This is a genomic window from Microvirga sp. 2YAF29 (genome assembly GCF_052114605.1).
GTDB lineage: Bacteria > Pseudomonadota > Alphaproteobacteria > Rhizobiales > Beijerinckiaceae > Microvirga.
In genome coordinates this window covers 389,910-403,514 of sequence record NZ_JBFRFB010000002.1, presented here as the reverse complement: position 1 = coordinate 403,514, position 13,605 = coordinate 389,910, and the positions used below count along the sequence as shown (strand labels likewise).

Below are 13,605 nucleotides of genomic sequence, written 5' to 3'. Positions count from 1 at the left end.
AAACCAGTATTGGCCGATTGTTTGCGTCAGGCATCTAATTTCATGGCCAACACAGTCATCAGCAAGACAAGCGAAGGCATAAGCCGATGTATAGAACGAACACATTGAAGCAGCGCCTGCAGAACTCCGAAAAGGTCCTGGGCTGCTGGACGATGCTGGGAAATCCGCATGTGACGGAGATCCTTGCGCTGGCAGGTTTCGACTACCTTATTCTCGATCAGGAGCACGGCCTCGGCGACCCGACCTCCCTGTCCCTGCAGCTGCAGGCTGTGTCGGCCACAAGCGCCACGCCTATCGTGCGCGTGCCCTGGAACGATCATGTATATCTCAAGCGGGTGCTCGATGCCGGCGTCGAGGGCGTCATGATCCCGAGCGTGGAGACGGCTGAGGAGGCCCGCGCTGCGGTCGCGGCCTGCCGCTACCCGCCGCTCGGTCGCCGCGGCACTGCCGCCAGCACCGTTCGCGCCTCGAGCTACGGCATGGCGCCCGATTATGTGTCCACCTGCGCCGACAATCTGTTGATCGTGATCCAGATCGAGTCCGCCAAGGGCGTCGGGAACATCGATGAAATCTTGGCGGTGGAAGGGATCGACGTCATGTTCATTGGCCCCTACGACCTGTCCGCGACGGTCGGCCAGATGGGCAATTTGAAGCACCCGGAGGTGGCCGGCCTGATCGAGACCGCGGAAAGCAAGATCAAGAAAAGCGGCATCCCGATGGGCACCGTTCCGCATCCCGGCTGCACCTATAAGGATATGTTCGCGCGGGGCTACCAGTTCGTGAACGCCGGCAGCGACGTGGCCCGCCTGCGTGACGGGTCGCTGGCCGACGTCAAGGCCTTCCGCGAACTTTACCGCGAGACCAAACTCTCGGTCGCTTGAAGCGTGCACCGGAGCCGTGGTGCCGATAGGGTTGCGGCAGGGGGTACACCCCCTCCGTCAAGGGGGAATGAAGCCAAAGACTGAAAAAGATGCCGCCAGAAGGCACCGACGCTCGACAGAGGACCTCGAACGGTCACCCTTGAACGAAGATGGAGAGACCTAATGGCAAGCTACCCAGATTTGACTCGTCGTCATGTTCTCAGCGGCCTCGGAGGCCTCATGGCCGCCGCAGGCTTCGGCGGCACCGGCATGGCCTGGGCCCAAGCCGCCGGCGATACGCTGGTCATCGGCCAGACGGGAGACATCATGTCGCTTGATCCGGCCTACAGGCTGGATACCCTGACAGGGATCGTTCAGAAGCACCTCTATTCGTCGGTGATGACCCGGATGCCGGATATGAGCGTCGGCCCAGGCGTGGCCACGGCTGCGGAGCGCGTGTCGCCGACCAAGTGGCGCCTCCCGCTGCGGGAAGGCATGCAGTTCTCCAACGGCGAGCCCGTGAACGCGGAAGCTGTGAAATACACGATCGCGCGTCTCAATGCCGAAGAGACGAAGTCCCCCATCCGAAGCTTCTTCGTCAACCTGAAATCCGTCGAGGTGGAGTCGCCCTATGTGGTGACCATCGAGACCGATGCTCCCGACGCCCTCTTCCTGGCCCGTATGACGAACCTCCAGCTCGTCCCGCCGAAATACACCTCCGAAGTGGGCCTGAAGTTCAACGAGGCTCCCATCGGGTCGGGGCCCTATACCCTCGACCGCTGGCGGCGCAACGAGGAGGTCGTTCTGCTCGCGAACCCGAACTACCGCGGCGAGGTGAAGCCCAAGTACAAGCGCGTCGTCTTCCGCCCGGTGCCGGAAGAGATCGCCCGCATCTCCGCCGTCAAGACGGGCGCTGCGCATCTCGTCACCTCCCTTTCGCCCAACCAGGCGGCGAGCCTGTCCGGCTCCAAGGACGTGCAGGTCCTCAAGGTCGAGAGCAACCGCGTCATGGTGGTGCAGTTCAACCCCTTTGCGGAGCCTGCCAACAATCCGCTCTTCCGCCGCGCCGTGGGCCTCGCCATCAATCGCGACGAGCTGATCCGCGGCCTGATGAAGGGCTATGCGAGCCCGGTCAAGACCATCTACGCCTCATCGATTCAGGGCGTTCCGGCCGATGCCGAAGGCGATTTTCCGTACAATCCCACGGAGGCCAAGAAGATCATTGAGGATCTCGGCCTCAAGGGCAAGGAGATCGAGCTTGCCGGAGCCGCCGGACGCTACCCGCTCGACCGCGAAACCGCGCTCGCCGTCGGCGCACAGCTGCGGCGCGTCGGCCTCGACGTGAAGGTGCGCACGGAGGAATACGGGACCTTCGCGAGCAAGATCAAGTCGAACCAGGTCGCGCCCATCTTCATTCAGCCGCACGGCAATGTGTGGCTCGATCCCCTGCCGCAGATCATCGCGTTCTTCTACAGCAAGGGACATTGGTCGGGCTGGAAGGAGCCGGCCCTCGACGCCATGATCGACAAGGCCAACCAGGCGGACGGGCTGGAGCGCGTCGCGCTGGTGGGACAGCTGATCAAGAAGCTCAGGGACGATGCCTCCGCTGTTCCGCTCTTTGCGCACGAGGTCGTCTATGGCGCCTCTCCCTCGTTGAAGTGGCGGCCGCGTGCCGACGATCTCATCGTGGCCGAGGAGATCGGATGAGCCCGCTGACGGTCGATGAGGAGCGGGTGATCCGCCGGATCGAGCAAGGGGCGGATGCCTATATCGAGGATATCCGCCGCGCGGTCCGGCAGCCGAGCGTCAGCCACACCGGGGAAGGGATCCCCGAGATGGCCCGTTTCACGCAGGCCTGTTTGCAGGAACTCGGAGCAGAGGCCAGGCAGGTGCCCGGCAGCCACGCTCCCATCGTGGAAGGCGAACTCATCGCCGACCCGAAGGCGCCGACCCTGCTCCTGTACGACCTCTACGATGTCCAGCCCGCGGCGGGGCAGCCGGGCTGGACTGTCGATCCGTTCGCGGGCGAGATCATTGTCGATGGGCAGGGCAAAAGGCGGCTCGTCGGACGCGGAACGTTCAATTCCAAGGGACCGCTCTTCGGTACGCTCGCCGCCTTGAAGGCGTTTCGCGACGCGGGGGTCCCGTCTCCCGTCAATGTACGGTTCCTGATCGAAGGAGAGGAGGAGATCGGCAGCCCCTCTCTGCCCGGCTACATCGAGGCCAACCGAAAGGTCCTGTCCTGCTGCGATGCCGCGTTCATCCCGTATTTCGGAACGACCGGCGCAGGCAGCACGATCCTGCGCTTAGGGTTCAAGGGCCTGGTGCTCCTGGAGTTCAAGGTCACGGGAGGGGAATGGGGCGGTCCGATCGGGGGCGACCTTCACGCCTTGCACGGTGCTCTCGTGGCGAGCCCGGCCTGGCAGCTCGTTCAGGCTCTCGCTACCCTGACGGACCGTCAGGAAAGGCTCGTCGTCGATGGATTGGACGCGATGACGCCACGTCCGACGGAGCTCGAGACGGCGCTGATCGACGAGGTCTCCAAGGTTCACGACTTTGACGTCTACAGGGCGGAAACGCGTGCGCGCCGCCTGAAATCCGACGCCTCTCCTCGTGAGCGCCTGACGGACCTCATGTTCTCGTGCACGCTCAATATCGATGCGCTTGTGGCGGGGAAACTCGAAGACGGGCAGGGACCCGCAACGCTCATTCCCGCTACGGCCAGCGCCTTCGCGGACCTGCGGGTGCTGCCCGGAATGGATCCTGACGCCGTCGTGGGCCTGATCCGTGATCATTTGGAGAGGCGCGGCTTCGGGCATGTAGAGGTCTTGGTGCGGTCCGCCTACTCAGCTTCGAGCAGCTCCGCCGACGAGCCGGTGGTGCGTGCCCTGATCGATGCCTGCCGCGACCATGGCGCGGACCTGCGGGTCTATCCGCTCCATGCGGGGGCCGCGCCCATGTATCTGTTCTCGCAGGTTCTGGGGCTTCCGTATGCCTTCGGAGGTTTGGGACACGGAGCCGGGTCCCACGGGCCCAACGAATACATCATGGCCGATGACATCGTGCCTTTCATGAAATCCGTAGTCAGTTTTTTCTACCGCTTTGCCCGCTATCAGCGAGGACGACGATGTTGACCTATCTTCTCAGGAGAAGCCTCCTCGTCATTGTCACCATCACCGGCGTCATGACGATTCTGTTCGGGCTGCAGAAGCTCGCAGGCGACCCTACGATCTTTCTCCTGCCGCCCGAGGCGACGGAAGCGGACCGCCTGAACCTTCTGCGGCAGCTGGGCCTCGACCGGTCCCTCATCGTTCAGTACCTCTCCTTCCTCTGGAATTCGGCGACAGGCGATCTGGGTCTGTCCTGGAAGTATAACCAGCCCGCGCTGCCGATCGTTCTCGAAGCATTTCCGGCGACGATCCTTCTCGCGACTTCCGCCCTGACCTTCAGCATCCTCACGGCCGTTCCACTCGGCATTCTCGCGGCGCTGAAGCGGGACACATGGGTGGACACGTTCGCCAGCGGCCTTGCGGTGATAGGGCAGGCGATGCCGGTCTATTGGTCGGGCCTTCTGTTCATCCTGCTCTTCAGCACGACCCTGCGCTGGCTTCCGTCCATGGGTGGGGAAGGTTGGGTCGCCTTGATCCTGCCGGCGGTAACCTTGGGCCTCAACACCATGGCCCGCATCATGCGCATCACCCGTTCCTCCATGCTCGACGTGCTGGGGCAGGATTATGTGAGGACCGTGCGGGCCAAGGGCATTCCCGAATACGCGATCCTGTTCAAGCACGGCCTTCGCAACGCCGCGGTGCCCATCGTGGCGCTCATCGGCCTGCAGTTGGGCGGCCTTCTCGGCGGCGCTGTTCTCATCGAGACCGTGTTCTCGTGGCCCGGCATCGGGCGCCTCGCGGTCAATGCAGTCTATTCTCGTGACTTCCCGCTCGTTCAATCCGTGGCGCTCATGGTGACGGTCACGTTCTCCCTCGTGAACATGGCCGTGGACGTGCTCTGCGCGACCCTCAATCCTCAGATCCGTCTCAACTAGAGAGAAGCGTCATGGCGAAAAAAGGCATCCTGGGCTTAGGCATTCTCTTCATCGTAGTTGTTGCGGCCATCCTGGCCCCATGGATTTCTCCGTTCGATCCCAATGAGCAGGACATCATCAACAGTCTCGCGGCGCCTCTGGCCGAGGGTAGCGAAGGCGGCATTCATCTCCTGGGCACGGACCGGCTGGGGCAGGATGTCATGAGCCGCATCATCTACGGCACGCGGGTGTCCCTGACGGTCGCCTTCGGGGCCGTCGGCGTCTCGGCATTGATCGGTATTCCTCTCGGGCTTGCCGCGGGCTTCATGGGGCGTTCGATCGAGTCGCTGGTTCTCGTCGCGGCCGACATCGTTTTGTCGATTCCCTTCATCCTTCTGGCCCTCGTGCTCATGAGCGTGCTGGGCGCGAGCTTGACCAATCTTATCATCGCGTTTGCGGTCGTGCGCTGGGCGCAGTTCGCGCGCATTACCTATTCGCTATCCCTGGAACTTCGGGAGAAGGAGTACGTCCTGTCCTGCAAGGCCGCCGGGATCTCGCTTCCCCGCACTCTCGCCGTCCATGTGCTGCCCAACATGGTGGGGCCGCTCATGGTGATTGCCACCCTGGAGCTGGCCTATGCGATCCTGATGGAATCCGGCCTGTCGTTCCTGGGGCTCGGCGCGCCCCCCGAGACACCGTCCTGGGGCGGCATGCTGCAGGAAGGGCGTAACGAACTCGACACCGCCTGGTGGCTCACGGCCGCGCCCGGAATGGCCATCATGGTCACCGCCATCGGATACAACTTTGTCGGTGACTGGCTCCGGGATCGTCTCGATCCTCGCCTGCAGGGGGTGTTGCGATGAATGTCCCGGTCTTCCAGATGCGCAATGTCAGCATCGACATCGGCAGCCACAAGACATCCGCGCGGCGGATCGCCTACGGAGTCGATATCGAGCTTCACCGCGGCAGGACTCTGGCCCTGGTGGGCGAGAGTGGATGCGGCAAGTCCGTGACGGCCTTGTCCGCCATGAACCTGCTTTCCTCGCCTCTCAGGATCAGCGAGGGCTCCATTCTGCTCGATATGGAAGGCGAGACCCGGGACATCGCGCAGCTCGATCCGTCCGGCGCACAGATGCGGCAGATCCGGGGACGGCGGATTGGCATGATCTTTCAAGATCCCATGACGGCCCTCGATCCCGTCTATACCGTTGGGAATCAGATTGCCGAAAGCCTGTCCCATCACCTGGGCCTGTCCCACAAGGCTGCCTGGGCCAAAGCCGTCGATCTTTTGAGACTCGTCGGCATCCCGGCACCCGAGCAGCGGGCCAGAAGTTATCCGTTCGAGCTTTCGGGCGGCATGCGCCAGCGCGTTATGATAGCCATTGCGATCGCGTGTTCCCCGAGCGTATTGATCGCGGACGAGCCCACCACGGCTCTCGACGTCACCGTTCAGGCGCAGATTCTGGAACTGTTGCGGGAGCTTGGCGAACAGCTCGGAATGGCGACCCTTCTCATCACGCACGACCTCGGCGTCGTGGCTGAGAATGCAGACGAGGTGATCGTCATGTATCGCGGCCATGTGGTCGAAAAGGCGGGCATCGACGCCCTGTTCGACAATCCGGCGCATCCCTACACCCAGGGGCTCATGGCATCGCTGCCGCCCGCCAGCGGCGAGCGCGTCGAGCTCACGCCGATCCCAGGCCAGGTTCCGTCTATCATGGAAGTCATCGTCGGCTGCCCCTTCACTGACCGATGCCCTCATGCGATGCAGAAATGCAGCGAGCTGATGCCCGCTCTCACGGCGATCTCGCCGGAGCAGGCGGTGGCCTGCTGGCTCTACCCCGCCGTCGTGGAGGCCCAGGCATGAGCGATCGTCTGCGTATCGAAAATCTTGAAGTCCATTATCCGGTCCGCAAGGGCGTCTTCCGCCGCGTCGTCGGTGCCGTGCGGGCGGTGGACGGCGTCAGCCTCTCGATCCCGACCGGTGCAACCTTCGGGCTCGTCGGTGAGAGCGGCTGCGGCAAGAGCTCTCTCGCCCGCGCCATCCTTCAACTGCAGAAACCCACTGGCGGGAGCATCCTGTTCAAGGCGGAAGGGAAGGAGGACGCAGTCACGGACCTGACGGCCTTGAGCCCGCGCAAGCTGCGCGCCCTGCGGCGCGAGATGCAGATCGTCTTCCAGGATCCATACTCTGCCATCAACCCACGCCTGCGGGTCAAGACGATCCTGAACGAGCCCCTTCGAGCCATGGAGAGCTTAAGCGCTACCGAGCGAAGCGACCGGATCGCGCAGAGTCTCAGGGCCGTCGGCCTCACCGAAGCGGCCCTTGAACGCTTTCCGCACCAGTTCTCCGGCGGTCAGCGTCAGCGTATCGCCATTGCCAGGGCGCTGCTGTCTCGTCCGAACTTCATCGTTCTCGACGAGCCGGTCTCGGCCCTTGACGTATCCGTCCGCGCTCAGATCCTCAATCTCCTTATCCAGCTGCAGCGCCAGCTCGGATTGACCTACCTGTTCGTCTCGCACGATCTGTCCGTTGTGCGGTATCTGTGCGATCAAGTCGCGGTCATGTATCTCGGGCGCATCGTGGAGAGCGGGCCGACTGAGAGGATCTTCTCGAACCCGCTCCATCCCTACACCAAGCTTCTCCTGGCCGCCGTGCCGATGCCTAGGCCGAGACGCGGCCGCAAGGCCGTGAAGCTTCAGGGCGATCCGCCAAGCCCCATGAACATTCCTTCCGGTTGCCCGTTCCATACCCGTTGCCTTTATGCGACCGAGATGTGCCGGACGACCAAGCCGCTCCTGCGCGATCTCGAAGCCTTGCATGGAGTTGCCTGTCATTACGCGGAGAGCCTGGCGCAGCCCCGGCATGGCGGATCCATCACGGCGAATGCGCAAATCATGACGATGAGCCACGCATCGTTTTAGCGGCTTTCGTCAAGCTTCAAGCATCGAGGCGGACGAGATTTTCAAACAGTCCCGCCCTGCATCCGGTTGCGCACGGCAATCCTCACGATTCCCATGAAAGATTTGGCGTATGCGCAGATTGTTGGAAGCTGTGCAGTCATGGAGCATGGCATGGAAACGAACTCCGCCCCGGCAGAGTATAGCGTCGGCCTATAGCTCATCGAAATGTTTCAATCTTTCCACGATTCAGGCCCCGCGTAAGATAACCGGAGATCAGGATATCGGGCCATTCCGGCAGCGTTGCCGAGCATCGATGATGTTCAAGCAGCTCGCCAGATCCGAAGCCTGAAGGATGGCGCATGACATGCGTCCTCAACCTCAATCGGTTCGCCTTTGGGAGAGACGTGATGAGACATTCGAAATCGCTTCGTTGTTTGATAGGAGCCTGTGCCCTAGCTCTGGGCTCCGCCGTTCTGGGGCCGGTGCAGGCGCAAGATGCCGGAAAGAGCATCCTCGACACCGTCACGCCCGGTCAGCTCACGGTCCTTTTCAACCCGGCCTCGCCACCCACCTCCTTCATCAAGGACGGGAAGGCGACAGGCATGGCCGTCGAGATCGTGGAGGAGATCGCCAAGCGTCTCAACCTCAAGACGGAGTTCCGCGCTCATGCCGATCTCGCGGGTGCGCTGCCGGCCGTATCCAACCGCCAATACGATCTTGCCGCCATGGGGCTGATGAGAACGCCGGAGCGTGAGGCCGTGGTCGATTTCTCGGGCTCCTGGTACTACGGCTGGTTCCCGTTGGTGGTGGACAAGAGCTCCGGCCTGAACGGCTACAAGAATCTTGCCGGAAAGGTCGTGGGCATCAACAAGGGAAGCATTCAGGAACGCTACATGGTGGACAACCACCCTGAGATCAAACTGATGGCTTTCCCGAACGATACAGCCGCCGTTGCCGCGCTCAATGCCGGGAAGGTGGATGGCGTTCTGACCGCCAGCGCTCTGCTTGAGGAAACCCTGAAGCGCTTTCCGCATCTCACGGTCGTCGCCCGCACGCCCACTCCGTATCCGAATGCCTTCCCGGTTCGCAAAGGCAACGATTCCCTGCGCAAGGCCTTGGACGACGGATTGCGCGAACTCGTCAGGGACGGAACCTACGTCAAGATCTTCGACAAATGGCACGCGGGCAATGCGCTGCCCGAGCCCATGTACAAGGACTATCCGGGTCTCGATGCGCAGCGCGCTCCCGGCATTCTGGCGCCCCCCTCATAGCCCTCGCTTCCCGCGAATAGCGGGACGGCTCATCTCCGCCAGTCTTCACTGCCGACGCAACGCCAACGACATCAACCGTGAGTGACAGCCATGTCCGAACTCCAAGTGAATATGACCCTGCGCGCCTACGATCATCTGGTGCCGCTGTTCCTCGGCGATGTTCCGACGCCGGGTTTGAAGCTGAACCTGGATCATCGCGTGCCCATGGTCAGCACTCTTTCGGAAAACCTGGCGGCCGCAGAAGTGTCGTTCAACCGCTATGTTTTGGCCGCCGCCAAGGGCGACGACAGCATCATCGGACTTCCCGCCTTCATCCTTCGCGGCTTCCGACATCGGAACTACATCGTCCGCCGCGACAGTCCGCTGGAAAACCTAAGCGACTTGCGCGGCGCTCGCGTCGGCACCAATTCCTGGAGCGATACCGGAACCATGTGGGCGCGCGCCGCAATGCGGGATGCCGGTGTCGCGGTGACGGACGTGAACTGGGTCATCGGCGATCTCGACGAGGCGAATCCTCTGAAGCCGCCGACACACATGGACGTGGATCCGCCGCAGGGAACGCAGTTCCTGCGCTCTGGCCAGACACTCATGGGCAGCTTGCGCGACGGCGGCATTGATGCGCTCACCACGGCTTTCATGCCCGATTCCGTCTTCGAGCCGCATGGCGAGTTCCGTCGTCTCGTGCGGAATTTCCGCGAGGTGGAACGGGAATTCCATCAGCGCACGGGTGTGTATCCCGGCTTTCATATCGTGGCCGTCCGGCGCGATTTCGCCGAGGCGCATCCGCAGGCGGTCATGACCCTTTACGATGCCTTGCGCAAATCCTGGAGCATCTGGTGGACGAAGGCGAAGAAGTTCGCCGAAAGCTCGCCCTGGGCCATGGAAGAGATCGAGACGCAGGTGCGGGATTTCGCGGGCGATATCCCTCCCTTCGGCACGGAATCGGACGCGCACAAGCGCATGCTGGCGATGATCTGCCATGAGCAGTTCGCCCAAGGTTTGATCCCAACCGCGGCACGGCCGGAAGAGCTTTTCGCTGGGTTCGATTCCATCAAGGCCAAGGTCTCGGGGTAAGCCAGCAACGAGTATCAGGGAGAGACCATCATGCCGGACGGTTTGCAGAGACTGTGGCGCACGTTCTTCGACATCGACCAGATTCTCGACATCCTTCCCGAAATGCTCATGGTCGGCGTTCCCAACACGCTTCTCCTGGCTTTCGTGGCTGTCGTGATTGGCACGATCATCGGCCTCGTCGTGGCGATGATGCTGATCAGCCGAAATGCCGCCCTACGGATGCCCGCCCGCACCTTCGTGGACGTGTTCCGAGGCCTGCCCGTGATCCTGACCATCTACCTGATCGGGCAAGGACTTCCCATCGCAGGCATTCGCATCTTCGGGCAAAGCAGCTATGCCTACGCGGCCTTTGCCCTCGGGCTGATCGAGGGCGCCTATATCAGCGAAATATTCCGGAGCGGAATTCAAAGCGTCGAGCGCGGCCAGATGGAAGCATCGCGCTCCCTCGGCATGTCCTATTTCGAGACCATGCGATGGGTCATCGTGCCTCAGGGAATCCGGCGCGTGCTGCCGGCTTTGACGGGGCAGTTCATCCATATCATCAAGGGCTCTTCGCTGGTCTATCTCCTCGGGCTTCTGCCGGATCAGCGTGAGATCTTCAGCATCGCATCCGATGCCTCGCACATCTCCGGAACGCTCTCGCCCATGGTGGCGGCCGGGATCGTCTACCTGTGCCTGACCATTCCTTTGACCTATGCGGTGAATGCCTTCGACAGGCGGTTGCGCGACGGCGCACGCCGTCCGATCGAACCGGCATCGCTCCAGCCGCAACAGGCTTAGAGCCCTATCGCGTTTTCTTCACGCGAACCGGTATTCACTTCGCTCAAAAACGTTTTAGCGGCAGGAGGCTCATCATGGTTTCATCTCAGCAGCGGGCAGGGATCCGAGCCGAGGGCGTCAGCAAGGCCTTCGACGGGCACCTCGTTCTCCACGCCGTCAATCTCGCCGTGGAGCCCGGCTCGACGACCTGCGTCATCGGTCCCTCGGGCTCGGGGAAGTCCACGTTCTTAAGATGCCTCAACCGGCTGGAGGAGCCCACGTCCGGGCGCATCTTCATCGGCAGCGAAGAGATCACCAAGGCGGATACGAATATCGACGTCGTTCGCTCGCGGGTCGGCATGGTGTTCCAGAACTTCAACCTCTTTCCGCACATGACCGTTTTGCGCAACATCACTCTCGCGCTGACGCGGGTGCGGAAGATGTCGCAGGACGAGGCGACCGTCGTCGCCGAGGCGCAATTGGACGAGGTTGGTCTGCGCGCCTTCAAGGACCGCCGGCCGTCGCAGCTCTCCGGTGGGCAGCAACAAAGGGTGGCCATTGCGCGGGCTCTCGCGATGCAGCCCGACGTGATGCTCTTCGACGAAGCCACCTCCGCGCTCGATCCCGAATTGGTGAAGGGCATTCTGGAGATCATGAAACGGCTCGCGGCATCCGGAATGACCATGGTGGTGGTCACGCACGAGTTGCGCTTCGCCCGCGAGGCCGCCAACCAGGTAGCCTTTCTCGACAAAGGAAGGCTCGTGGAATGCGGCCCACCGGAAGAGCTCTTCCACGCGCCGTCCTCGCCGCGTCTCAAGGAGTTTCTTTCCCAGATGCTCTAGAAAGTGGGCGGGCAGGTCGGTCAGCCTGTAAAAGACGCGCTTTCAACCCGTCCTCTGTTTTAGGGAGAGTTCCCTTGCCTCACATTACCATCATCGGTGCCGGCATCGCCGGCGTGACCACCGCATATTCTCTGCTGGAGCGTGGCTATGACGTCACCGTGCTCGAACGTCACCGCTATCCTGCCATGGAAACGTCGTTTGCCAACGGAGGTCAGCTTTCCGCCAGCAATGCGGAAGTCTGGAACCATCGCTCGACGATCCTGAAAGGATTGCGGTGGATGATTCAGAAAGATGCGCCGCTGCTGCTGAAGCCGGCCTTCAGCTGGCACAAATATTCATGGATCGCGGAGTTCATCGGTCAGATTCCGCATTACCGCGCCAATACGGTGAAGACGGTCCGTCTGGCCGTCGAGGCACGCCGACGCCTGTTCGCCATCGCCGAGCGGGAGCGCATCGACTTCGATCATGTGAGACGCGGCATCCTGCACGTCTACCGCAGCAAGGCGGAGTTCGACCATGCTGCATCCGTCAATGAACTCTTGCGTGAAGGCGGTCTAGACCGTCGTGCCGTAACGCCCGAGGAAATCGCAACCTTGGAGCCTGCCTTGCACGGCTCGTTCTACGGAGGCTTCTATACGCCTTCGGATTCCACTGGCGACATTCACAAGTTCACAATGGGCTTGGCCGCGGCCTGCACCCGGAAGGGAGCGCGTTTCATCTACGATGCGGCGGTCGAGCGGATTGTCCACGGGCCGGACGGAATCACAGTCACCTGGGGCGCGGCCTCGATGGGGAACGAAACTCTCTTGACGGATGCCGTCGTTGTCTGCGCGGGAACGGCGAGCCGCGAGATTGCCGCCAGTTTAGGCGACCGGGTAAACGTCTATCCCGTCAAGGGCTACTCGATCACGGTCCATCTTGACGATGTTCAGAGCCGGGACAGCACGCCCTGGATGAGCCTTCTCGACGACAAGGCCAAGATCGTCACCAGCCGCCTGGGCATCGACCGCTTCCGTGTCGCGGGCACGGCGGAGTTCAATGGGTTCAACAGGGATGTTCGGACCGACCGCGTCCAGCCACTCGTCTCTTGGGTCCGGCAACTCTTCCCGGGCATCGCAACATCGAGAATCGTGCCGTGGGCTGGCTTGCGGCCGATGATGCCCAACATGATGCCCTGTGTGAGAGCAGGACAACGGCCGAATATCTTCTACAATACAGGCCACGGCCATCTCGGATGGACCTTGTCGGCAGCGACCTCCGAGATCGTGGCCGATATGGTTCATCAGAGCTTATCATCCAGTCAAATGAACGCTGCCGCCTAAGTTCGTGCACAATATGCTTCCGCTTGAAGCCTGCCGATAACCATGGGCTGTTGCTGAAAGGTGAGTGTCCTGGATGCTCCGTGACCCGAGTAGGAGGTTACTTATCGAGTAAGTGTCTTCATACCACTCGAAGCAGGACGCTCGCCAGCCTAGTAAGGTCAGCAAGTGGCGCATGCCGGATACTGACCCAAGTTCCGCTTTCGCGTGGAATGCAGTTATTGATCCGATCAATCAGACGCGCAGCTGCCTGTTACACCACAACCGGACTGCGTGGTTTTAAGGCGGAGAAAGGTGGCAAAGTTGGAGCCCGGAATGCCTTACTCGACTCTGAAGTAAGGGCGCCTCAGAGAATAACTGTCCTGAAATTGTCTAAAGAATACCGCGACTTGCGAGTACTTGCCCCGAAGAAAAATACACTGCAATTTCAGAGACTTAGATAATGGCGGAGCGAGGGCGACATAAACTCGTAGTACGGTTGGGTTCCTAGACTCCTATAAGTCATTGAAAAATAAAGATAAATTTTGTTAGATTTCTCCCGGGTGCGGCTGA

Annotated in this window: 12 protein-coding genes; all 12 read left to right on the top strand. The window is 61.6% G+C overall.

Annotation, left to right across the window (positions count from 1 at the left end):
* The first annotated feature begins 86 nt into the window (after nucleotides 1-86).
* The 12 genes from AB4Y85_RS04310 to AB4Y85_RS04255 all read left to right on the top strand — a co-directional run bounded on the left by AB4Y85_RS04310 (nucleotide 87) and on the right by AB4Y85_RS04255 (nucleotide 13,056).
* A complete protein-coding gene (locus AB4Y85_RS04310; RefSeq protein ID WP_441983611.1) occupies nucleotides 87-881 on the top strand; it encodes an HpcH/HpaI aldolase family protein in 795 nt (264 codons plus the stop codon).
* Between the two features lie 162 nt (nucleotides 882-1,043).
* Nucleotides 1,044-2,567, top strand: a complete 1,524-nt coding sequence (locus AB4Y85_RS04305; RefSeq protein WP_441983610.1) for an ABC transporter substrate-binding protein — start codon at nucleotides 1,044-1,046, stop codon at nucleotides 2,565-2,567.
* A complete protein-coding gene (locus AB4Y85_RS04300) occupies nucleotides 2,564-3,994 on the top strand; it encodes a M20/M25/M40 family metallo-hydrolase (protein ID WP_441983609.1) in 1,431 nt (476 codons plus the stop codon). Before AB4Y85_RS04305 ends, AB4Y85_RS04300 begins: the two co-directional genes overlap by 4 nt.
* Nucleotides 3,988-4,905, top strand: coding sequence for an ABC transporter permease (locus tag AB4Y85_RS04295; RefSeq protein WP_441983608.1), 918 nt, complete (start codon nucleotides 3,988-3,990; stop codon nucleotides 4,903-4,905). Before AB4Y85_RS04300 ends, AB4Y85_RS04295 begins: the two co-directional genes overlap by 7 nt.
* A gap of 11 nt (nucleotides 4,906-4,916) precedes the next feature.
* Entirely contained in the window at nucleotides 4,917-5,747 is an 831-nt protein-coding gene (locus AB4Y85_RS04290) for an ABC transporter permease (RefSeq protein WP_441983607.1), read from the top strand.
* Entirely contained in the window at nucleotides 5,744-6,751 is a 1,008-nt protein-coding gene (locus tag AB4Y85_RS04285) for an ABC transporter ATP-binding protein (RefSeq protein ID WP_441983606.1), read from the top strand. Before AB4Y85_RS04290 ends, AB4Y85_RS04285 begins: the two co-directional genes overlap by 4 nt.
* Complete coding sequence (locus AB4Y85_RS04280; protein ID WP_441983605.1) at nucleotides 6,748-7,809, top strand: ABC transporter ATP-binding protein; 1,062 nt, start codon at nucleotides 6,748-6,750, stop codon at nucleotides 7,807-7,809. The genes AB4Y85_RS04285 and AB4Y85_RS04280 overlap by 4 nt, the downstream gene beginning before the upstream one ends.
* 386 nt (nucleotides 7,810-8,195) lie before the next feature.
* Nucleotides 8,196-9,059, top strand: coding sequence for a substrate-binding periplasmic protein (locus tag AB4Y85_RS04275; RefSeq protein WP_441983604.1), 864 nt, complete (start codon nucleotides 8,196-8,198; stop codon nucleotides 9,057-9,059).
* 90 nt (nucleotides 9,060-9,149) lie between these two features.
* Nucleotides 9,150-10,133 (top strand): ABC transporter substrate-binding protein, encoded by a 984-nt coding sequence (locus AB4Y85_RS04270; protein ID WP_441983603.1) that lies wholly within the window; start codon nucleotides 9,150-9,152, stop codon nucleotides 10,131-10,133.
* Between the two features lie 30 nt (nucleotides 10,134-10,163).
* Nucleotides 10,164-10,913 carry an amino acid ABC transporter permease gene (locus AB4Y85_RS04265; protein ID WP_441983602.1) on the top strand — a complete coding sequence of 250 codons (750 nt, stop codon included), beginning with the start codon at nucleotides 10,164-10,166 and terminating at the stop codon, nucleotides 10,911-10,913.
* A 74-nt stretch (nucleotides 10,914-10,987) separates the two neighbouring features.
* Complete coding sequence (locus AB4Y85_RS04260; protein ID WP_441983601.1) at nucleotides 10,988-11,734, top strand: amino acid ABC transporter ATP-binding protein; 747 nt, start codon at nucleotides 10,988-10,990, stop codon at nucleotides 11,732-11,734.
* A gap of 74 nt (nucleotides 11,735-11,808) precedes the next feature.
* On the top strand, nucleotides 11,809-13,056 hold the full coding sequence (locus AB4Y85_RS04255; RefSeq protein WP_441983600.1) for a D-amino acid dehydrogenase: 1,248 nt from the start codon (nucleotides 11,809-11,811) through the stop codon (nucleotides 13,054-13,056).
* Nucleotides 13,057-13,605: the final 549 nt, after the last annotated feature.

Excerpts from the sequence above, each read along its gene's own strand:
- AB4Y85_RS04310 (WP_441983611.1), top strand. The coding sequence starts at position 87 with ATGTATAGAACGAACACATTGAAGCAGCGCCTGCAGAACTCCGAAAAG.
- AB4Y85_RS04275 (WP_441983604.1), top strand. The coding sequence starts at position 8,196 with ATGAGACATTCGAAATCGCTTCGTTGTTTGATAGGAGCCTGTGCCCTA.
- AB4Y85_RS04280 (WP_441983605.1), top strand. The coding sequence starts at position 6,748 with ATGAGCGATCGTCTGCGTATCGAAAATCTTGAAGTCCATTATCCGGTC.
- AB4Y85_RS04305 (WP_441983610.1), top strand. The coding sequence starts at position 1,044 with ATGGCAAGCTACCCAGATTTGACTCGTCGTCATGTTCTCAGCGGCCTC.
- AB4Y85_RS04300 (WP_441983609.1), top strand. The coding sequence starts at position 2,564 with ATGAGCCCGCTGACGGTCGATGAGGAGCGGGTGATCCGCCGGATCGAG.
- AB4Y85_RS04290 (WP_441983607.1), top strand. The coding sequence starts at position 4,917 with ATGGCGAAAAAAGGCATCCTGGGCTTAGGCATTCTCTTCATCGTAGTT.
- AB4Y85_RS04265 (WP_441983602.1), top strand. The coding sequence starts at position 10,164 with ATGCCGGACGGTTTGCAGAGACTGTGGCGCACGTTCTTCGACATCGAC.
- AB4Y85_RS04270 (WP_441983603.1), top strand. The coding sequence starts at position 9,150 with ATGTCCGAACTCCAAGTGAATATGACCCTGCGCGCCTACGATCATCTG.
- AB4Y85_RS04260 (WP_441983601.1), top strand. The coding sequence starts at position 10,988 with ATGGTTTCATCTCAGCAGCGGGCAGGGATCCGAGCCGAGGGCGTCAGC.
- AB4Y85_RS04285 (WP_441983606.1), top strand. The coding sequence starts at position 5,744 with ATGAATGTCCCGGTCTTCCAGATGCGCAATGTCAGCATCGACATCGGC.
- AB4Y85_RS04295 (WP_441983608.1), top strand. The coding sequence starts at position 3,988 with ATGTTGACCTATCTTCTCAGGAGAAGCCTCCTCGTCATTGTCACCATC.